This window comes from Tianweitania aestuarii (assembly GCF_018457165.1).
Taxonomy (GTDB): Bacteria; Pseudomonadota; Alphaproteobacteria; order Rhizobiales; family Rhizobiaceae; genus Tianweitania; species Tianweitania aestuarii.
This window is the reverse complement of record NZ_JAFMNX010000001.1, coordinates 1,487,258-1,506,030: the sequence shown is the minus strand read 5'-3', so window position 1 is coordinate 1,506,030 and position 18,773 is coordinate 1,487,258. Positions and strand designations below refer to the sequence as shown.

General features: G+C 61.4%; 19 protein-coding genes and 1 tRNA gene. 18 read left to right on the top strand and 2 right to left on the bottom strand.

Annotation, left to right across the window (positions count from 1 at the left end; genetic code table 11):
• Positions 1 to 39: 39 nt before the first annotated feature.
• The 18 genes from JYU29_RS07445 to lpxB all read left to right on the top strand — a co-directional run bounded on the left by JYU29_RS07445 (position 40) and on the right by lpxB (position 17,791).
• Complete coding sequence (locus JYU29_RS07445; protein WP_213984034.1) at positions 40 to 1,110, top strand: BMP family ABC transporter substrate-binding protein; 1,071 nt, start codon at positions 40 to 42, stop codon at positions 1,108 to 1,110.
• A 177-nt stretch (positions 1,111 to 1,287) separates the two neighbouring features.
• On the top strand, positions 1,288 to 1,938 hold the full coding sequence (locus tag JYU29_RS07440; protein ID WP_213984033.1) for a YrbL family protein: 651 nt from the start codon (positions 1,288 to 1,290) through the stop codon (positions 1,936 to 1,938).
• A gap of 101 nt (positions 1,939 to 2,039) precedes the next feature.
• Positions 2,040 to 3,086 (top strand): HWE histidine kinase domain-containing protein, encoded by a 1,047-nt coding sequence (locus JYU29_RS07435; protein WP_213984032.1) that lies wholly within the window; start codon positions 2,040 to 2,042, stop codon positions 3,084 to 3,086.
• A gap of 84 nt (positions 3,087 to 3,170) precedes the next feature.
• Positions 3,171 to 4,190 (top strand): AI-2E family transporter, encoded by a 1,020-nt coding sequence (locus JYU29_RS07430; RefSeq protein ID WP_213984031.1) that lies wholly within the window; start codon positions 3,171 to 3,173, stop codon positions 4,188 to 4,190.
• Positions 4,191 to 4,287: 97 nt separating this feature from the next.
• Positions 4,288 to 4,375 (top strand) — tRNA-Ser (locus tag JYU29_RS07425).
• A 211-nt stretch (positions 4,376 to 4,586) separates the two neighbouring features.
• Complete coding sequence (gene rpsB, locus JYU29_RS07420) at positions 4,587 to 5,381, top strand: 30S ribosomal protein S2 (protein WP_213984030.1); 795 nt, start codon at positions 4,587 to 4,589, stop codon at positions 5,379 to 5,381.
• Between the two features lie 119 nt (positions 5,382 to 5,500).
• Complete coding sequence (gene tsf, locus JYU29_RS07415) at positions 5,501 to 6,424, top strand: translation elongation factor Ts (RefSeq protein WP_213984029.1); 924 nt, start codon at positions 5,501 to 5,503, stop codon at positions 6,422 to 6,424.
• Between the two features lie 154 nt (positions 6,425 to 6,578).
• Positions 6,579 to 7,301: a UMP kinase gene (gene pyrH, locus JYU29_RS07410; protein WP_213984028.1), complete on the top strand. Its 723-nt coding sequence runs from the start codon at positions 6,579 to 6,581 to the stop codon at positions 7,299 to 7,301.
• Between the two features lie 44 nt (positions 7,302 to 7,345).
• Entirely contained in the window at positions 7,346 to 7,906 is a 561-nt protein-coding gene (gene frr, locus JYU29_RS07405) for a ribosome recycling factor (protein ID WP_213984027.1), read from the top strand.
• 68 nt (positions 7,907 to 7,974) lie between these two features.
• The gene (locus JYU29_RS07400; RefSeq protein WP_250157304.1) at positions 7,975 to 8,667 is read left to right on the top strand and encodes an isoprenyl transferase; all 693 of its coding nucleotides are present in this window, start codon (positions 7,975 to 7,977) and stop codon (positions 8,665 to 8,667) included.
• On the top strand, positions 8,664 to 9,539 hold the full coding sequence (locus JYU29_RS07395) for a phosphatidate cytidylyltransferase (RefSeq protein WP_213984025.1): 876 nt from the start codon (positions 8,664 to 8,666) through the stop codon (positions 9,537 to 9,539). Before JYU29_RS07400 ends, JYU29_RS07395 begins: the two co-directional genes overlap by 4 nt.
• Before the next feature lie 85 nt (positions 9,540 to 9,624).
• The gene (gene rseP / locus JYU29_RS07390; RefSeq protein WP_213984024.1) at positions 9,625 to 10,764 is read left to right on the top strand and encodes an RIP metalloprotease RseP; all 1,140 of its coding nucleotides are present in this window, start codon (positions 9,625 to 9,627) and stop codon (positions 10,762 to 10,764) included.
• Between the two features lie 214 nt (positions 10,765 to 10,978).
• Positions 10,979 to 13,342, top strand: coding sequence for an outer membrane protein assembly factor BamA (gene bamA, locus JYU29_RS07385; RefSeq protein WP_213984023.1), 2,364 nt, complete (start codon positions 10,979 to 10,981; stop codon positions 13,340 to 13,342).
• Between the two features lie 52 nt (positions 13,343 to 13,394).
• A complete protein-coding gene (gene lpxD / locus JYU29_RS07380; protein ID WP_213984022.1) occupies positions 13,395 to 14,450 on the top strand; it encodes a UDP-3-O-(3-hydroxymyristoyl)glucosamine N-acyltransferase in 1,056 nt (351 codons plus the stop codon).
• The gene (fabZ, locus tag JYU29_RS07375; RefSeq protein ID WP_213984021.1) at positions 14,443 to 14,916 is read left to right on the top strand and encodes a 3-hydroxyacyl-ACP dehydratase FabZ; all 474 of its coding nucleotides are present in this window, start codon (positions 14,443 to 14,445) and stop codon (positions 14,914 to 14,916) included. The genes lpxD and fabZ overlap by 8 nt, the downstream gene beginning before the upstream one ends.
• Before the next feature lie 34 nt (positions 14,917 to 14,950).
• Positions 14,951 to 15,757 (top strand): acyl-ACP--UDP-N-acetylglucosamine O-acyltransferase, encoded by an 807-nt coding sequence (gene lpxA / locus JYU29_RS07370; RefSeq protein ID WP_250157301.1) that lies wholly within the window; start codon positions 14,951 to 14,953, stop codon positions 15,755 to 15,757.
• On the top strand, positions 15,750 to 16,628 hold the full coding sequence (locus JYU29_RS07365; protein WP_250157203.1) for an LpxI family protein: 879 nt from the start codon (positions 15,750 to 15,752) through the stop codon (positions 16,626 to 16,628). Before lpxA ends, JYU29_RS07365 begins: the two co-directional genes overlap by 8 nt.
• Positions 16,625 to 17,791, top strand: coding sequence for a lipid-A-disaccharide synthase (lpxB, locus tag JYU29_RS07360; protein WP_431192829.1), 1,167 nt, complete (start codon positions 16,625 to 16,627; stop codon positions 17,789 to 17,791). The genes JYU29_RS07365 and lpxB overlap by 4 nt, the downstream gene beginning before the upstream one ends.
• Here the strand turns inward: lpxB and JYU29_RS07355 are convergent, their stop codons facing one another.
• A complete protein-coding gene (locus JYU29_RS07355; RefSeq protein WP_213984019.1) occupies positions 17,792 to 18,457 on the bottom strand; it encodes a hypothetical protein in 666 nt (221 codons plus the stop codon).
• Positions 18,454 to 18,744, bottom strand: a complete 291-nt coding sequence (locus JYU29_RS07350) for a DUF3572 domain-containing protein (RefSeq protein ID WP_213984018.1) — start codon at positions 18,742 to 18,744, stop codon at positions 18,454 to 18,456. The genes JYU29_RS07355 and JYU29_RS07350 overlap by 4 nt, the downstream gene beginning before the upstream one ends.
• Positions 18,745 to 18,773 lie beyond the last annotated feature (29 nt).

Genomic DNA, 18,773 nt, shown 5'->3' with positions numbered 1-18,773 from the left:
CGGTCCAACCATAAGACAGATCTTCCACAGGAGAACACAATGAAGAAACTGCTTCTCGCTTTCACCGCTGCAGCGCTCGCCGCTTCCGTTTCGATGCCGGCTTCGGCGCAGGAAAAGACCAAGGCCTGCTTCGTTTACATCGGCTCGAAGACCGATGGCGGCTACAGCCAGGCGCATGATCTTGGACGCCAGCAGGTCGACAAGGAACTCGGCGACAAGGTCGAGACCGTGTTCGTCGAGAACGTGCCGGAAGGTCCGGATGCGCAGCGCGCCATCGAACGCCTCGCACGCTCGGGCTGCGCCATCATCTTCGCGACCTCGTTCGGCTTCATGGACCAGACGGTTGCCGCTGCCGCCAAGTTCCCGGACGTGAAGTTCGAGCACGGCACCGGCTACAAGACGGCCGAGAACCTCGGCGTCTACAATGCGCGCTTCTATGAAGGCCGCTATATCCAGGGCCAGATTGCCGCCAAGATGTCGAAGACCGGCGTTGCCGGCTACATCGCTTCGTTCCCGATTCCCGAAGTCGTCATGGGCATCAACGCGTTCACGCTCGGCGCACAGTCGGTCAATCCGGACTTCAAGATCAAGGTTGTGTGGGCCAACACCTGGTTCGACGCCGCCAAGGAAGCGGATGCCGCCAAGGTGCTCGTTGATCAGGGCGTCGATATCATTACGCAGCACACCGATTCGACCGCACCGATGCAGGTTGCCGCAGAGCGCAACATTCATGCTTTCGGTCAGGCTTCGGACATGATCAAGGCCGGTCCTGAGACCCAGCTGACCGCGATCGTGGATACCTGGGGCACTTATTACGTGAAGCGCGTCAAGGCGGTTCTGGATGGCACCTGGAAGACGGACAACACCTGGGACGGCATGGCAGAGGGCATCCTTGAAATGGCGCCCTACACGAACATGCCCGACGACGTGAAGACGATGGCGGAAGACACCGAAGCCAAGATCAAGTCCGGCGAGCTGAAGCCGTTCACGGGACCGGTGAAGAAGCAGGACGGTTCGGAGTGGCTGAAGGAGGGCGAAACCGCCGATGACGCTACGCTGGCCGGCATGAACTTCTATGTTCAGGGCGTTGACGACAAGCTGCCGCAATAAGGCGGTCAGAAATCGAGAAAAGGGCGCCATCTGGCGCCCTTTTTGTTTCGGCCTCACAGACCTCGTCCCGATGCGGTCTTTTCGCCTCGCCAAAGGTTCGCTTCATTGTGAAGCGATCCTGTTTCAAAGCCGCCGGCAAAGCTTGAATGTGCAGGAGGCGGACAGTATCACCCGTTCATGAGCCACCTAAAGTTGTCCGGCAGGGACCCGCTCGGCATTGGCAGACAACGGTTTGTCTTTCAGCATCCGCTCGATCCTGATCTCGTCCTGAAGATTCCACTTCGTCATGTGCTCGACGACGAGCGCACAAGGCCGCGGCCGCGCTATCATCGCCGCTATCTGTTCCGGCATCTCGCCGACACCTACAGCGAAATGCGTGCGCATCTCGTTCTTTATGCAAGGTTGGGTGAACTGCCGCCGCGCATCGCCAAGTTCCATGGCTTCGTGGAAACGGATCTGGGTCTTGCTGAAGTCTGCGAGTTGAAGCGGGGTGCCGACGGGCAGCCGGCTTCTTCGCTGCGTCAAATGCTGGCGGATGGCGTCTACGGCGCACCGCATCGCGCCGCCTTGGAGCGCTTTCTAGACTGGGTTGTTTCAAGCGATCTGACGCTGAAGGAGCTGCATCCCGGTAATCTCGTTTATGCCGATGTTGGCGCAGACACGGAAGAGTTCGTGCTCGTGGATGGTGTCGGTGAGAAGGGTCAGCTTTCCCTCCGAAGCCGGTTTCGACGGCTCAACCGCTGGCACAAGCGAAAGCACATCAAGATCCTCTTGGAAAAGGTGCGGGCAGAAGAAGCCGCGGGCCGATCTGCACAAGCTGCGGCCTGACTGCGAGAGGCAGTTTGAGTCTGTAGACCGCTGAGCCTCCTTCGATCTATAGGAAGCGCGGGTCCGCCATTTTACGGGCCGTCGCTGATCGAGGATTGTCGTTGGACAAAAAAGAAGAAGACCGCATCCACGATGAGCTCGATGCACCGTTCAAGGGCAGCAGTGATCCATTCGCGTCGGCGGTGCGAACCACCCGCATGCCGATGGTCATCACCGATCCGCGTCAGGACGATAACCCGATCGTGTTCTGCAACGATGCCTTCGTGCAGCTGACCGGCTATGACCGTGCAGAAATCATGGGGCGCAACTGCCGGTTTCTGCAAGGGCCAGACACCGACAAGCAGGCCGTTGCCGATCTGGGCAGGGCGGTTGCCAACCGCGAAGAAATCCAGACCGATCTGCTGAACTATCGCAAGGATGGGACGACCTTCTGGAACTCGCTTCTTCTGTGCCCGGTCTATGCCGACGGCGAGCTGACCTACTTCTTCGCGTCCCAGATGGATGTGACAGACAAGAAGCGTGCGGAAGAACACCGCTTTCTGCTTCATCGCGAGCTCGATCACAGGGTCAAGAACACGCTGGCGCAGGTTCAAAGCGTGGTGCTGCAAACCCTGCGCGACAAGGGTGTGGCACAGGATGTCGCCTCTGCCGTTGCGGCTCGGCTGCAGGCTGTCGCCAGAAGCCATGATGTTCTGACCAAGGAAGCATGGGCCAGCGCATCCATGATGGATGTCATCAAGGGCGCACTCGAACCCACCGTCACCCGGTTCGGCAACCGGATCGAGTTTCGTGGCGACGAAGTCAGGCTCAAGCCGCGCATTGCCACAATGCTGGCGCTCGGCATCAACGAACTGGCCGACAATGCCATTCGCTATGGAGCCTTGTCCAACGGGGCAGGCCGGGTGGATCTCTGGTGGACGGCCGACGACGGCATGCTGCATCTCGAATGGCGCGAAAGCGGCGGGCCAGCCGTGACGCCGCCATCGCGCAAGGGCTATGGGCTGCGGATCGTCGAGCGCGTGCTTTCAACGGAATTCGGCGGCAAAGGCAGCGTGGAATTTCCGCGCTCCGGCTTTGCCTTCCGCCTCAGTGCGCCGCTGGATAATTTGGGTGTAGAAGCAACGAAGTGGTTGACGTCTGCGCAGTGAATAGCGCGGTGCAGGCGAGGGGTTCGGCTTTGTTGAACCGGCCCAAACGGCAAACTTTACGATAAAGCCTCGGCAAAGGGCCCAATGACCCGTCGATCGACCTCCCTTCTTGTTCTCGCTGCCGGCTTTCTTCTCGTTCTATGGCTGGCCGCCGATGTTCTGCTCGCAGTGTTCGCGGGCATTCTGGTGGCCGTGTTCCTGCGCGGTTCCGGCGATTGGATCGCCGCTCGATTGCATGTGAAGAAGAGCGTGGGGCTGGCGATCTTCTCCGTTCTTCTCGTTGTTGCAATCGCGGGCTTCGTGGCGATAGCCGGAGCCGCACTGGCCGATCAGGTGCAGCAGCTCATCGACAGCCTGCCGTCAGCCATCTCAAGCGCCAAGAACTACCTCGATGACCACAGCTGGGTTCAGCGTGGCGTCGATGCGTTCAACCCGTCGAGCCTTGCGCCGTCCACCGAAGGAACGGCGTCTATCTTTTCCAGCTCACTCGGCGCACTCGGCAATGCCGTTGTGATCGCCTTTGTCGGCTTGTACGGCGCGATTGCGCCTTCGACCTATGTGAATGGCTTCGTGGCGCTTTTCGCGCCGAGCCTGCGTGCAACGGCGAAGGATATTCTGCTGCAATCGGGCGTCGCACTGCGCGGATGGCTGCGGGCGCAGTTCGTTTCGATGGCGGTGGTTGGTGTTCTCACCGGCCTGGGCCTGTGGTTGCTCGGCATGCCGCTGGCAGCGATTTTAGGCGTGTTGGCAGCCGCGCTGACATTTATTCCCAACATCGGTCCGGTGCTCGCCGCCGTTCCGGCGGTTCTGATCGGCCTGTCCGAAGGTGTTTCGACGGCGCTGTGGGTTGTTGGCCTTTATCTCGCCGTGCAGACGATCGAAAGCTACCTGATCACGCCGCGGGTACAGCAAGAATCCGTATCGCTGCCGCCGGCGCTCACGATCTCGGCGCAGCTTCTGTTCGGCGTTCTGTTCGGGATCCTCGGGCTGGCTTTGGCGACACCGCTGGCCGCTGTGGCGCTGCGTATCGGCCAGATGTTCTACGTCGAACGCTATCTCGATGAGGAAAAAGAGCCGGGCGGGGCGGCGACATCTGGACGTTAGGCGAAAGCGCAGTTGACGCTGCGATCCGGCGCGGGCTAAAGGCCACCGCTGAAGGCGTTGGTGGTATCGGCATGATGATGCGGACGAACCAAGCCTTGGAGGGATGGCCGAGCGGTTTAAGGCACCGGTCTTGAAAACCGGCGTGGGGCAACTCACCGTGGGTTCGAATCCCACTCCCTCCGCCATTCGGTCAATCATCTCACCGCATAATCTGGACAGCACACGGCTTTACGCTTCGGCTCTTGCGTTTCTTGGCTGCAGCCTGTATGGCGCAACGCATTCCACACACGGACTTTGGTGTTCTGCCGGGAGATATCCGGCAAAGACCTCCGGTGGCGGCGGGCTCGCGCCTAGTCGTCAAGGTCCGTGGAGGCACAACCGGAAAGGACAAGACTCATGGCTACGCCAGATTTCTCCATGCGCCAGCTTCTCGAAGCCGGCATTCACTTCGGCCACCAGACTCACCGCTGGAACCCGAAGATGGCGCCTTACATCTTCGGCGCTCGCAACAACGTTCACATCATCGATCTCAGCCAGACCGTGCCGATGTTGCACCAGGCGCTGAAGGTCGTGTCCGATACGGTCGCTCGCGGCGGTCGCGTGCTGTTCGTCGGCACCAAGCGTCAGGCTTCCGACATCGTTGCCGATGCAGCCGAGCGTTCGGCTCAGTACTACGTCAACTCCCGCTGGCTGGGCGGCATGCTCACCAACTGGAAAACGATTTCGCATTCGATCCAGCGTCTGCGCAAGCTCGACGAGATCCTGTCGGGCGGCGAAGCTCAGGCCTTCACCAAGAAGGAGCGCCTGAACCTCGATCGCGAGCGCGAGAAGCTGTCCAAGGCTCTCGGCGGCATCAAGGACATGGGTTCGACGCCGGACCTGATGTTCGTGATCGACACCAACAAGGAAGCGATCGCCATTCAGGAAGCCAAGCGTCTCGGCATTCCGGTCGTTGCGATCATCGATTCGAACTGCGATCCAGACAAGATCGACTTCCCGATCCCGGGCAACGATGATGCGCAGCGCGCGATCTCGCTGTATTGCGATCTGATCGCCAAGGCTTGCATCGACGGCATCGCTCGCCAGCAGGGTTCGCTCGGCATCGACGTCGGCGCTTCGGAAGAAGCTCCGGTTGAGCCGGCACTCGAAGCGGCTCCGGAAGGCGACGCACCGGCAACTCCGGCTGCCTGATCCGCGAACCCGGTCGTTCCGGTCGGGTTCATGTTTTAGCCGGCGAAAGCCGGCCGCTCCAGGCGCATCATCGAAACCTCGATGGTGCGCCCGCGCATTTCAGATTTGAGAGGTTCGAGATGACGATTTCCGCCGCACAGGTGAAGCAGCTCCGTGACATGACGGGCGCTGGCATGATGGATTGCAAGGCAGCTCTTGGCGAAACGAAAGGCGACATGGACGCCGCGGTCGACTGGCTGCGCAAGAAGGGTATTTCCAAGGCCGACAAGAAGGCTGGCCGCACGGCTGCCGAGGGACTGATCGGCGTTGCCAACGACGACCTGTCCGGCGTTCTGGTCGAGGTCAACTCCGAGACCGACTTCGTGGCCCGCAACGACGCTTTCCAGCAGATCGTTCGCAACGTGGCCCAGGTCGCTCTCGAGACCAGCGGTTCGACCGAAGAAGTGGCGGATGCCCGTTATCCCGGCGGCACGTCGTCGGTTGTCGACACCATCAAGGACGCGGTCGGCACGATCGGCGAGAACATGAGCTTCCGTCGCGCTGCCAAGCTGAGCGTGACGTCTGGCGCAGTTGCGACCTATGTCCACAATGCCGTTGCCGAGAACCTCGGCAAGCTCGGCGTTCTGGTTGCCATCGAGACCACCGGCGATGCCGAAGCTGCCCGCAGCTTTGCCCGTCAGGTTGCGATGCACGTCGCTGCCACCAACCCGCTTTCGCTGAGCGAGCAGGAAATCGATCCGGCCGTTGTTGCGCGCGAAAAGGACATCTTCTCCGACCAGGCTCGCCAGTCCGGCAAGCCGGAGAACATCATCGAGAAGATGGTGGAAGGTCGTTTGCGCAAGTTCTACGAGGAAGTCGTTCTCCTGAAGCAGGCTTTCGTGCTGAACCCGGACATGACGGTTGAGGCTGCCTTGAAGGACGCCGAGAAGACGATCGGCGCGCCCGCCAAGATCACCGGCTTCGTACGCTTCGCTCTCGGCGAAGGCATCGAGCGCGAGACCAGCGACTTCGCGGCTGAAGTCGCGGCTGCCGCAAAGCAGTAAGCTCAAACACCAAGGTTGTTCCTATGCGGCAAGCAAGGCTGCATCGGGATCAGCCGTGATAAACAAGGGGCATCGCGTGACAACGCGGTGCCCTTCGTGTATCGGCAGGCCGCTTTGCTTATGCGTGCCGCTTGAATCCCGAAGGAAGTCTCCCATGCCTGACCAGTCGCCGATCTACCGCCGAGTGCTGCTCAAGGCTTCCGGCGAGGCGCTGATGGGGAGTCAGGGCTTCGGCATCGACGTTTCGGTGGCCGATCGCATCGCCGCAGACATTGCCGAAGCGCGCGCCATGGGCGTCGAAGTCGGTGTCGTGATCGGCGGCGGCAACATCTTTCGCGGCGTCGCGGTGGCTTCGGCCGGCGGCGACCGGGTGACCGGCGACCATATGGGCATGCTGGCCACCGTCATCAATTCACTGGCGCTGCGCACCTCGCTGACCAAGCGCGGCGTGGACGCCGTGGTGCTGTCGGCCATCGCCATGCCGGAGATCTGCGAAAGCTTTTCGCAGTTGAAGGCGCAGTCGCATATGGATGCGGGCAAGGTCGTGATCTTTGCCGGCGGAACGGGCAATCCATTCTTCACCACCGATTCGGCTGCAGCACTGCGCGCCGCTGAAATCGGCGCCGACGCCCTGTTCAAGGGTACGCAGGTGGATGGTGTTTATTCCGCCGATCCCAAGAAAGACCCGACCGCGACACGCTATGAGCGGATCACCCATGCGGAAGTGCTGCAGCATGACCTCGCGATCATGGATACGGCCGCAATTGCGCTTGCGCGCGAGAACAACATTCCGATAATCGTTTATTCCATTCACGAACAGGGCGGGTTCGGCGATATCCTGCGCGGCGGTGGCCGCTGCACGGTTGTTTCCGACTAAGTTCGCGCACACGCCCTTTAGACCCAAGTTTGACGGAGATACCCATGAGCAACGGTGCTGACTTCCAGGACATCCAGCGTCGCATGGAAGGCGCAATCAACGCTTTCCGCAACGATCTGGCTTCGCTGCGCACCGGCCGTGCATCGAGCAACCTGCTCGATCCCATCCAGGTTCAGGCTTATGGCTCGGCCATGCCGCTCAACCAGGTCGCGACCGTGACCGTGCCTGAGCCGCGCATGCTTCAGGTTTCGATCTGGGACAAGTCGATGGTGAACGCCGTTGACCGTGCGATCCGCGAATCCAACCTCGGTTTCAACCCGATCATGGACGGCACAACCTTGCGCATTCCACTGCCGGAGCTCAACGAGCAGCGCCGGAAGGAGCTGGCCAAGATCGCGCATACCTATGCCGAAAATGCACGCGTTGCCGTTCGTCATGTTCGTCGCGACGCGATGGATGGTCTCAAGAAGGCCGAAAAGGATGGCGATGTCGGGCAGGACGATGTTCGTTCGCAGTCCGAGCGCGTGCAGAAGATGACCGACGACACGATCACCTCGATCGATGGAATGCTGTCGGAAAAGCAAGCCGAAATCATGCAGGTTTGACGCGTCGGCCTTTCAGCTGACGAGAAGCGAAGGGGGAAGCTGTGGCGCCCGCGCATGTCGCGATCATCATGGATGGCAATGGCCGCTGGGCCAAGGCCCGCGGTCTGCCGCGCGTCATGGGACATCGCGCCGGTGTGGAAGCCTTGCGCCAGGTGGTACGGGATGCGCCGGGGCTCGGCATCGAGTGGCTCACCGTTTACGCCTTTTCTTCTGAAAACTGGGCGCGACCGCAAGGCGAGGTGGCAGACCTCATGGGTCTGCTCAAGCTGTTCATTCGCCGCGATCTGGCAGAGTTGCACCGCAACGGCGTGAGGATCCGGATTATCGGCGAACGCACGGCGCTGGCGCCCGATATTCGCGCGCTGCTCGACGATGCCGAGGTTCTGACCGCCGGCAACCGCTCGCTCAATCTGGTGATTGCCTTCAACTACGGCGCGCGCGAGGAAATCGCCCGCACGATGCGTAACCTCGCCAGCGACGTCGCTGTGGGCAAGCTTGCGCCGGAAGCGATCGACGAAGCGCTGATCAGCCGCTCGCTCGATACGGCCGGCATGCCGGACCCGGATCTCGTGATCCGCACGAGCGGCGAAATGCGGTTGTCCAACTTCCTCACCTGGCAATGCGCCTACAGCGAGCTGGTGTTCCTGCCGGTGCTGTGGCCGGACTTCAGCAAGACCCATCTGGAAGACGCGCTTGCGTCGTTTGCCAGCCGCGAACGCCGCTATGGCGGACGCCCCGCGGCAAGAGAAGCTGCATCATGATCAGGAATCAGCGGGAAGCCGGTCTGGACTTCCGCCGCCCGCGCCGCCTCAACAATCTTGGCCTGCGTATCATTTCGGGCATCATCCTCGGCAGCATCGTGCTGGGGATCACTTATTATGGTGGCATCGCCTTTCATCTGATGATCGCCTTCTTTGCCTGCGCTCTTCTTTATGAGTGGCTGGAAATGGCGGGCAATCGGGTGCAGCAGCGCAGCCGCATCGTGTTGTGGCTGTTGCTGGCGGTCGCTCTCATTCCGCTGATCCTGAACATGGACGCTTCGATCGTGGTGCCGGTGGCATTGGCGGCGATGGTTCTGGGCGTTGCGCATGAAGCGCGGCAATCGGGACGGAACGGGATCTGGGTCAGCGGGGGCATCGTGTATGCGCTTCTCGCCGCAGTGTCCGTGGACCAGATTCGCGAAGGTGCTGCAGCCGGGCTGGCTGCGATGGTGTTCCTGTTCACCGTCGTGTGGACAACCGACAGCCTGGCTTATGTCTTCGGCCGACTGATCGGCGGAAGGAAGCTTGCGCCATCCATATCCCCCAGCAAGACCTGGAGCGGCGCTTTGGGCGGCGCGCTGGCTGCGGTGATCGTCGGCGCAGCTGTGGGCCGTCTGATGGGCATTGAAGCCGGCTTTCTGCTTGCCGTTGCCGCTTTGGTGCTGTCGGTCGTGTCGCAGATCGGCGACCTGCTGGAATCTGCCGTCAAGCGCCGCTTCGGCGTAAAAGACTCCGGCCGGCTCATTCCCGGTCACGGTGGTGTTATGGACCGTGTCGATGGACTTGTCGCCGCCGCCTTGGCCTTGTACCTCATCTCTCTCTTGACGGGCGGTCTGCACGAACCATCACGCGGATTGTTCTTTGTGTTCTGATGGCTGAAGCCAGCGACACGGTCTTTGCAAGGAAGATCGATCGCGGCAGCAGGTGCATGGATGCACCGGATTGAACGGAATCAACGTGGGTGAGTTTCTAACCGCAATCTTCGGCAGCGAAGGCTTGATCCTTGGCACGCTCGTGCCGTTCCTGTTCGTGCTGCTGATCGTCGTCTTCGTTCATGAGATGGGCCATTACCTCGTCGGGCGCTGGTGCGGCATCGGCGTGAAGGCATTTTCGATCGGCTTCGGTCCGGAACTGATCGGTTATACCGCGCGCAACGGAACGCGCTGGAAGCTGTGTGCGGTGCCGCTTGGCGGTTACGTCAAGTTCGTGGGCGACATGAACGCGACGAGCACGCCGGATCCCGAATCGACCGAAATGCTGACCGACGCCGAGCGGCGTGTGGCGTTCCATACACAGCCTGTGTGGAAGCGCGCCCTGACTGTGGTTGCCGGGCCGATGTTCAACTTCCTGCTGACCATCGTCGTGTTCACCGTGATGTTTTCGATCTATGGTCGCGGCGTTCTCGATCCGACCGTGGCCGAGGTTCGGCCGGGAAGCCCGGCTGCCGTTGCCGGCATCGAACCGGGCGATCGCTTCGTGGCGGTGAACGGCACGACGGTCGAAAGTTTCGCGGATGTGCAGCGGCTGGTGTCCGGCCGTGCCGGCGACCCACTGAATTTCACGATCAATCGCGGCGGCGATGACCTGACGGTGACGGCGACGCCGGAGCTGGTTGAACAGACCGATGCGCTGGGCAATGTCGTGCGCACCGGCGTGATCGGCGTCGTGAACAACCGGGATGTCGGGCAAGCGCGCGTGGTGACCTATTCACCGACGGAGGCGCTGCAGCAGGGCGTGCTCGAAACCGGCTACATTATCAGCCGCACCGGTCAATTCTTGCAAAGATTTGTTGTGGGCCGTGAAGACAAGTGCCAGCTCGGCGGACCCGTGAAGATCGCGGAAATGTCGGGGCAGGCGGCCAAGCTGGGCTTCCAATGGCTCATTCAACTGGCCGCACTTCTTTCGGTTGGTATCGGTATTCTCAACCTTCTTCCGATTCCCCCACTGGACGGCGGTCATCTAGTCTTCTACGCAGTTGAGGCTGTTCAACGGCGTCCGGTTTCGGAACGGGTGATGGAGGCTGTGTACCGCGTTGGAGTTTTCGCGGTGCTGTGCTTCATGGGCTTCGTGTTCTGGAACGATCTTTTCGGATGTTGAACGAGATGAAGGTCGCAAGTGGTTGATATTCACTAAGCATTTACCATGAACCCCAAATTCCGTGTCGGGAATGACACGCCAGCGGGATTAGTAAATGCACATTAACCAGAAGCCTTGCGTGTAGGGAAAATACGGCTATGACGGTTGTGGGACCAACTGCGATGGCCGGGTTTCTCGCTGTGGGGACTACGAGAGTAAAAGGTTTAGGGGCCCGATGAAGCCAACATTTCGTTTCAAGAGCGCCGCATCCGCGGTGGCGTTGTCCGCCGCCCTGGTCGCTCCAGGCGCTGTTATCGCTCAGCTTGGCATGGTCTCGGTCGCCGATGCAGCCGTTGTCAGCCGTATCGACGTTCGCGGTAACCAGCGCGTCGATGCCGATACCGTGCGCAGCTATATCGGCGTGACGCCGGGCAAGCAGTTTTCCAATGCCGACCTCGACCAGGCCGTAAAGCGCCTGTTCGACACCGGATTGTTCTCCGACGTCCAGATCAACCAGAACGGCGGCACCCTCGTGGTGCAGGTTGTCGAGTATAAGATCGTCAACCAGGTCCTGTTCCAGGGCAACAGCAAGATCAAGGACGAGCAGCTCAGCTCCGGCGTTCAGACGAAGCCGCGCAGCGGCTATTCGCAGGCCACCGTCGATGCCGACGTTGAAGGCATCAAGGGCGCTTACGAGCAGATCGGCCGCAACGACGCGACCGTGACGGCTCAGATCGTCGATCTCGGCGAGAACCGCGTCAACGTGGTTTACCAGATCAACGAAGGCGACCGCACCAAGATCGCGGCGGTGAACTTCGTGGGCAACAGCGCTTTCCCGGCTCGCCGTCTGCGCGACGTGGTGGCTACCCGCGAATCGAACTTCCTGTCGTTCCTGACGCGCAACGACATCTATGATGCAGACAAGCAGAAGGCCGACGAAGAAGCGCTTCGCCGCTTCTATTACAATCGCGGCTATGCCGACTTCCAGGTCGTTTCGTCCGACGCCGTTCTCGATCCGGCGACCAACGAATACACGATCACCTTCACGGTTCAGGAAGGCGAGCGCTACACGTTCGGCGACGTTTCGATCGACTCGGCCATCACCGACGTCAACACCGAGACGCTGACGCCGCTTCTGAAGACGCGGCCGGGCTCGACCTACAGCGCCAAGGATGTCGAAGACACGATCATTGCTTTGACCGAGCGTCTGGCCGGCAGCGGTTATGCCTTTGCGCAAGTGACGCCGCAGGGTGACCGCGACTTCAACAACCGCACCATTTCGGTTGTGTATTCGGTTGATCAGGGCGCGCGCACTTATGTCGAGCGCATCGAGATTCGCGGCAACGATCGCACCCGCGATTACGTGATCCGTCGCGAGTTCGACGTCAGCGAAGGCGATGCATTCAACCAGGTTCTGATCCAGCGCGCCAAGCGCCGTCTGGAGCGCCTGGATTACTTCACCAGCGTCAACATCTCGACGCAGCAGGGCACGCAGCCGGACCAGGTGATCCTGGTTGTGGACGTGGCCGAGAAGGCGACGGGCGAGTTCTCGATCGGCGGCGGTTACTCGACCGGCGGTTCTACGGGTGGCGGCCCAACCGCAGAAGGTTCGATCACCGAGCGCAACTTCCTTGGTCGCGGCCAGTTCATCCGTCTGGGTGTGGGCGTCGGCAAGAACACGCGCGACTACAATCTGTCGTTCACCGAGCCCTATTTCCTCGGTCGCCGCATCGCTGCCGGTTTCGACATCTTCCGTCAAACGCGCGAATACGACAACGACTACAAGAGCGAGCTCGATGGTGGCACGGTCCGTTTCGGTCTGCCGATCACCGAAGCCCTCAGCTCGCAGGTCGCGTATAACCTGACGCGCGAAAAGTACGAGTATGACGACGATTGCGACACTGCGGATGGCGTGTTCGATCCGAGCTGCGATCTCGCTCCGCAGATCCGCAACGCGATCGACAACCAGAGCCCGTGGATCAAGTCGTCCGTCAGCGGAACGTTGACCTACAACACGATCGACGATCCGAAGAACCCGCATTCCGGTATCTTCTCGACCGTTGCCGTTGAAGCGGCTGGTCTGGGTGGCGATGCGGAATGGGTGAAGTTCACCGGTCGCGGCAGCTACTACAAGACGCTGTCGGAAGAGATGGACATCGTTGGCCTCGTTTCGGCCGGCGCTGGTCACATCGAGGGCTTCGGTGACGGCGAGTTGCGCGTGTTCGATTACTTCCGTGGCAATGATCGCATGATCCGCGGCTTCGATTATGACGGCTTCGGTCCGTTCGATCCGGGTTCGGGCGATCACCTCGGTGGTGCGACTTACTTCAATGCAAGCGCCGAAGCCCAGTTCCCGATGCCGCTCTTCCCACAGAGCTTCGGCTTGAAGGGCGCGGTGTTCGCTGATGCCGCAACCTTGTTCGGCAACGATCTCGCCGGTGCTGCCGGGACCGACATGGAATGGCGCGCATCGGTTGGTGCGTCGATCATCTGGGCCTCGCCGTTCGGCCCGCTGCGCGTCGACTATGCTGTTCCTGTTAAGAAGCAGGATGGCGACGACGAACAGAACTTCAACTTCGGCATCTCCTCGCGCTTCTAAATTGCGCGTCCTCTCCTGGCTGTTTTGGCAGCCAGGAGAACCGGAGCATTGTATGACCCTTCCCGTTTTCTTTGCGCCAGCGCGCGCCTACACCGTTGCGGAGATCGCTACGGTTGCGGGCGCGCGCTTGCCGCAAACGGACTTTCGTGACCGCTCGATCAGTGGAATCGCTTCCGCCGACGTTGCCGAAAGCGATCAGATCGCGTTTATCGATGCCAAGCATCAGGGTGCGCTGACAGGACTGCGCGCGGGCGCGGTGTTCGTGCCGGCTCAGCTTGCTGACAAAGTGCCGGCCCACACGGCAGCGCTGGTTGTGGATCATCCGCAAGCGGCCTTCGCGGCTGTTGGTCGGTTGATGTACCCCAATGCCGCACGGCCGACGAGCGTGACCGGGCGCAGCGGCGTTTCGGCTGCCGCTCATATTGATGACGATGCCGTTGTCGAAGAGGGCGCGACGATCGAGGCCGGGGCCGTGATCGGCATGGGCGCGGCGATCGGTGCAGGCGCCATCATAGCGCCCAATGCCGTGATCGGCGCAGGCTGTCAGATCGGCCGTGACACCTATGTGGGTGCGGGCGCGACGGTGCTGCATGCGCTGATCGGCAACAATGTCATCATCCATGCAGGCGTTCGTATCGGGCAGGACGGCTTCGGCTATGTCGGCAGCGCGCGCGGCCCTGAAAAGATGCCGCAGATCGGCCGGGTCATCATCCAGGACCATGTCGAAATCGGTGCGAACACGACGATCGATCGCGGCGCCATGTCCGATACCGTGATCGGCGAACGCAGCAAGATCGATAATCTCGTTCAGATCGCACATAATGTCCGCATCGGCCGCGGCTGTATCGTTGCGGGCCTTTGCGGCATTTCCGGCTCGGTGCAACTGGGCGACGGCGTGATGATGGGCGGCGGTGTTGGTCTTGCGGATCATCTGAAGATCGGCTCCGGCGCGCGGCTTGCTGCCGGCAGCGGCTTCATGAACAACGTGCCCGCTGGCGAAGCCTGGGGTGGCTATCCCGCTCAGCCTATGGGCGAAATGTTGCGCGAGATCGCAACGATCCGACGCTTGTCGAAGCGTCCCAAAAAAGGAGCAGTTGCCAGTGAGTGACGTTCAGGCCTCGACCACGCTGGACAGCGTCGAGATCATCCGGATCATGAAGCTCCTGCCGCATCGCTATCCGTTTCTGCTGATCGACCGGATCGTTGAGATCGATGGTGGCGAGTCGGCTGTCGGCATCAAGAATGTGACGATTAACGAGCCACATTTTCAGGGCCACTTTCCCGAACAGCCGGTCATGCCGGGCGTGTTGATCATCGAAGCGATGGCGCAGACGGCGGGTGCAATCTGCATCCATGCCGGCGGCAACGATAAGCCGTCGCTGGTTTACTTCATGACGATCGACAATGCGAAGTTCCGCAAGCCGGTTGTTCCTGGCGATCAGCTGCGGATTGCCGTGCGCAAAACCAAGCAGCGCGGCAGCATCTTCCGCTTCAGCTGCGAAGCGAAGGTTGATGGCGTCAAGGTTGCAGAAGCGGAGGTGTCCGCAATGATGACCCCGAAGCTGCCGCAGTGAGGCGCGTATTTTGACCGGCACCACAATCCATCCAATGGCCGTCGTCGAGCCCGGTGCACAGCTCGGCGAAGGCGTGACGGTGGGTCCGTTCTCCTTTGTGGGAGCGGATGCGGTGATCGGGGACCGGTGTGAACTGGTCAGCCATGTCAGCGTTCGCGGTGCAACCACGCTTGGAGCCGATTGCATCGTCTTTCCGCAGGCCGTACTCGGTGCGCCGCCGCAAAACAAGGCGCATAAAGGTGGCCGCACCACGCTGACGATCGGCGACAATTGCCAGATCCGCGAAGGCGTGACGATGCATTGCGGTTCCGACAACAGCCGCGGCAAGACGACTGTCGGCAAGAACGGCTACTTCATGGCGATGAGCCATATCGGCCATGACTGCGACGTGGGCGATCATGTCACCATCGCCAATTCGGCAGCATTGGGCGGCCATGTCGAGGTCGGTGATTTCGTCACCATCGGTGGTCTGGCGGCGATTCACCAATTTGCCCGGGTCGGGCACCATGCCTTCGTGTCAGGTGTGACGGGTGTCACCGGTGACATCATTCCTTATGCGCTGGCATCAGGTGCGCGCGCGCGCCTGCACGGGCTGAACCTGATCGGCATGAAGCGTTCGGGTCTCGAGCGTGCCGACATTCATGCTGCGCGTCGGGCTTACCGCGAGCTGTTTGAAGCCGACACGCCGTTGTCCCAAAATGTTGCCCGGTTGGCGGCTGAAGGCGCGCACGGTCCGGCCGTTGCGGATATTCTCGATTTCCTGCAAGAACGCGGCAAGCGCCATTATGTGGCGGCGGCGAAGCGGGGCACGCGTGGGGATGACAGCGGCGACGATGAGTGACACGCAGCCCAGCGGCCTTCTGCCGCCGGGTAGTCGTGTCGGGATCGTCGCTGGGAGCGGCAGCCTTCCCGTCAACGTAGCGCAAAGCCTGGCTCTCGCCGGGCTGCAGCCTTTCGTGGTTATCCTGGAAAACGAGGCGGATCGCCTTCTCGAACTTAAACATCATCAACATGTCGTGCTGCCGATCGAATCGGCTGCTGTTGCTTTCGACCATATGAAGGCTGCCGGTGTGACCCATGCCGTTCTGGCTGGAGGTGTCGCACGGCGTCCCCGGCTGACGGCGTTGAAATGGACGCCGCGGGTGCTGAAGGTTCTTCCGCGGCTCGCGATCGAACTGGCGCTCGGCGATGATGGCCTTTTGCGCGCCGTGATGCGCCACATCGAAAATGCCGGTATTCGCGTGGTCGGTGCGCATGAGGTGGTGCCGGATCTGCTCGCGCGCTCTGGAGCCATGACGCTCGTTGCTCCCGGCGCGGAGGACGAGCGAAACATCAAGGCCGCATTGGAAGCGGCCAAAGCGATTGGCCGGATGGATATCGGTCAGGCGGCCATTGCGATCGGCGGACGCGCGGTTGCGCTTGAAGGGATCGAAGGCACCGATGGGCTGCTCGAGCGCATGATCCCGATGCGCAATCATGGTCGCCTCGCTGGTAAGACTGGTGGGGTGCTGGTGAAATGCGCCAAGCCATCGCAGGATCTGCGGGCGGATCTTCCAGCGATCGGGCCTAAGACCGTTCTGGATGCCAAGCGGGCCGGATTGCGCGGCATTGCGGTGGAATCCAACCGCGCCTTCGTTCTGGACTTTTCCCAGACAGTCGCTGCGGCAGATGAGGCCGGGCTGTTCATCAGCGGGATCGAGGTGGAGCCATGAGCGAGATGGCCAAGCCGCTGCGCATCGCGATCGTATCAGGCGAAGAATCGGGCGATCTGCTTGGCTTCGACCTGGTTCGCGCGATCGAAAGACAATCGGGGCGCCAGGTCGAACTGGTGGGCGTCGGCGGACGGCATCTGCAGTCGCTTGGCTTGAAGCCGATGTTTGATCCGGGCGACATCGCGCTCATGGGCGTGAGTGCCGTCGTGCGCGATCTGCCGCGTCTGGTTTACCGCATCGGGACCACCGCGCGTGCGATCGCCGACGCCAAGCCGGATTGCCTGATCACGATCGATAGCCCGGCCTTCACCCTGCGCGTCGCGAAAAAGGTGAGGGCGCTCGATCCCGCCATTCCGATCGTGAAATATGTTTGCCCAAGCGTGTGGGCGTGGAATCCCGGCCGTGCTCCCGCGATGCGGCCTTACATCGATCGCATCCTCTGCATCCTGCCTTTCGAGGAAAAGGTGCTCGAGGATCTGAAGGGGCCGATGGGCATCTATGTCGGCCACCGATTGGCGAGCGATCCAGATCTTCTGGGTGCCGCCGAACAGCAGCGCAGCCGGGTGCTGGGCGAGGGTGAGAAAACCTTGCTCGTGCTGCCAGGCTCGCGGCGCGGCGAAGTACGAAGCCTGATGAAGCCGTTCGGTGAAACGCTGAAGCTTTTGCAGGAGCGGGGCAATACGTTCAAGGTCGTGATCCCAACCGTGCCGCATGTCGCCCCCTTGGTGGCGGAGGAAGCGCGCTCCTGGCCGGTTGAGCCCGTCATCGTGTCAGGGCCGGAGGAAAAGCTGAAGGCTTTCGCGCAAGCCGATGCGGCGATGGCGGCGTCGGGCACCGTGCTTCTGGAACTGGCTCTGGCGCGCGTGCCGATGGTGTCCTGCTACAAGACCGATCTCCTGATGAGTGCGGTTACCCGCCTGATCACGATCTGGACGGCAGCTCTGCCGAACCTGATTGCCGACCGGCTCGTTGTTCAAGAGTTCATCAACGAATTCCTGCGGCCGGGCTTGGTTGCCCGGCAGCTGGAAGCGCTGCTTGGGGATACGCAGGCACGAGGCTGGCAGCTTGCGGGGCTGGATATCGTTGCAGAGCGGATGCGCACCGAGCGGCCGTCGAGCGAGGTCGCTGCAGAAGCCGTGCTGGAGCTCCTGCAGGAGCGCTGATCAGACCTTTAGTTGGATGCCGAGCGCATCCGCGATTCGGGGGGCAGCATCGGCCCATGTGGTGACATGGTGCATGCCGTCTTCAAGGGGATCGAGCAAAGCGCGCACCTCCGGATCGGCCATCATGTGGAAGACATGCGCATCCGGCACGGCACGCAGCACCGAAGCCAGATTGTGCGGAATGTCATCCACGAAGGCGACTGGCCGTTCCGTTTCGCCGCGCAGGCGACGCACCGCTGGGCCTTTCGGCGCTTCGGTGGTGAGCAGCGGGTAGGTGAGGCCGAGCGCGTCGAGATGGGCGCGACGGGTGTCGCGGTGGCGATGCGGCATTGCCGTCAGCAACACGATCTCGGCGGCATCGCCAAAGCTTGCCAGCGCGTCGGCGGCACCTTCGGCGAGCGGCTGCCACTGCGCCTGCGCACCGAAGAACTCGTCGATCATCGCCGTGACCTGGCGTGGATCCGCTTCCTCGCGCGTGACCTTGTCGACGATGTTGCCGGTCAGCTTGAAGGTGCGCAGCTTCAGTTCGAAACCCTGTTGATCCAGGAAGTTCGGGAAGACGCGCAGAAATTCGAGCAGGACATCATCCACGTCGAGAACGAGCAGCGGCCGGTCGTCTGCGGACAGTTGTGCAATCTGACGGGCGGTTTCCGGATCGTCACTCATATCGACCTGTCATAATCATCGGAGCCATTGGGAAGCGACCGCCGAGCCTTGAGAACGGCGGTGGGATCGAGATCGTTGCTTTCGGCAAAGGCGAGCAGCGTCGGCTCATGCGCGAGGACGAAATCGAGAACGCCTGCCAGGAAGCCGGGTTCTGTGGCGGCTTGCCGGATCTGGCCGGGCTCGATGCCGGTGATCGCGAGGAAGCGGCTGAGCAATTCCGGATCGGCGGCTATGAAGCCAAGAGCGCTGACGCCAACCGATTCGGCGGAGGAAAGATCACGAGTCATGTCGATGTATCCGTGGTGGGTTCCTGCAT

Bases quoted from the DNA above. Each gene is read 5' to 3' on its own strand.
- JYU29_RS07445 (WP_213984034.1), top strand. From the start codon at position 40: ATGAAGAAACTGCTTCTCGCTTTCACCGCTGCAGCGCTCGCCGCTTCC.
- JYU29_RS07440 (WP_213984033.1), top strand. From the start codon at position 1,288: ATGAGCCACCTAAAGTTGTCCGGCAGGGACCCGCTCGGCATTGGCAGA.
- JYU29_RS07430 (WP_213984031.1), top strand. From the start codon at position 3,171: ATGACCCGTCGATCGACCTCCCTTCTTGTTCTCGCTGCCGGCTTTCTT.
- rpsB (WP_213984030.1), top strand. From the start codon at position 4,587: ATGGCTACGCCAGATTTCTCCATGCGCCAGCTTCTCGAAGCCGGCATT.
- tsf (WP_213984029.1), top strand. From the start codon at position 5,501: ATGACGATTTCCGCCGCACAGGTGAAGCAGCTCCGTGACATGACGGGC.
- pyrH (WP_213984028.1), top strand. From the start codon at position 6,579: ATGCCTGACCAGTCGCCGATCTACCGCCGAGTGCTGCTCAAGGCTTCC.
- frr (WP_213984027.1), top strand. From the start codon at position 7,346: ATGAGCAACGGTGCTGACTTCCAGGACATCCAGCGTCGCATGGAAGGC.
- JYU29_RS07400 (WP_250157304.1), top strand. From the start codon at position 7,975: ATGGATGGCAATGGCCGCTGGGCCAAGGCCCGCGGTCTGCCGCGCGTC.
- JYU29_RS07395 (WP_213984025.1), top strand. From the start codon at position 8,664: ATGATCAGGAATCAGCGGGAAGCCGGTCTGGACTTCCGCCGCCCGCGC.
- bamA (WP_213984023.1), top strand. From the start codon at position 10,979: ATGAAGCCAACATTTCGTTTCAAGAGCGCCGCATCCGCGGTGGCGTTG.
- lpxD (WP_213984022.1), top strand. From the start codon at position 13,395: ATGACCCTTCCCGTTTTCTTTGCGCCAGCGCGCGCCTACACCGTTGCG.
- lpxA (WP_250157301.1), top strand. From the start codon at position 14,951: ATGGCCGTCGTCGAGCCCGGTGCACAGCTCGGCGAAGGCGTGACGGTG.
- JYU29_RS07365 (WP_250157203.1), top strand. From the start codon at position 15,750: ATGAGTGACACGCAGCCCAGCGGCCTTCTGCCGCCGGGTAGTCGTGTC.
- lpxB (WP_431192829.1), top strand. From the start codon at position 16,625: ATGAGCGAGATGGCCAAGCCGCTGCGCATCGCGATCGTATCAGGCGAA.
- JYU29_RS07355 (WP_213984019.1), bottom strand. From the start codon at position 18,457: ATGAGTGACGATCCGGAAACCGCCCGTCAGATTGCACAACTGTCCGCA.
- JYU29_RS07350 (WP_213984018.1), bottom strand. From the start codon at position 18,744: ATGACTCGTGATCTTTCCTCCGCCGAATCGGTTGGCGTCAGCGCTCTT.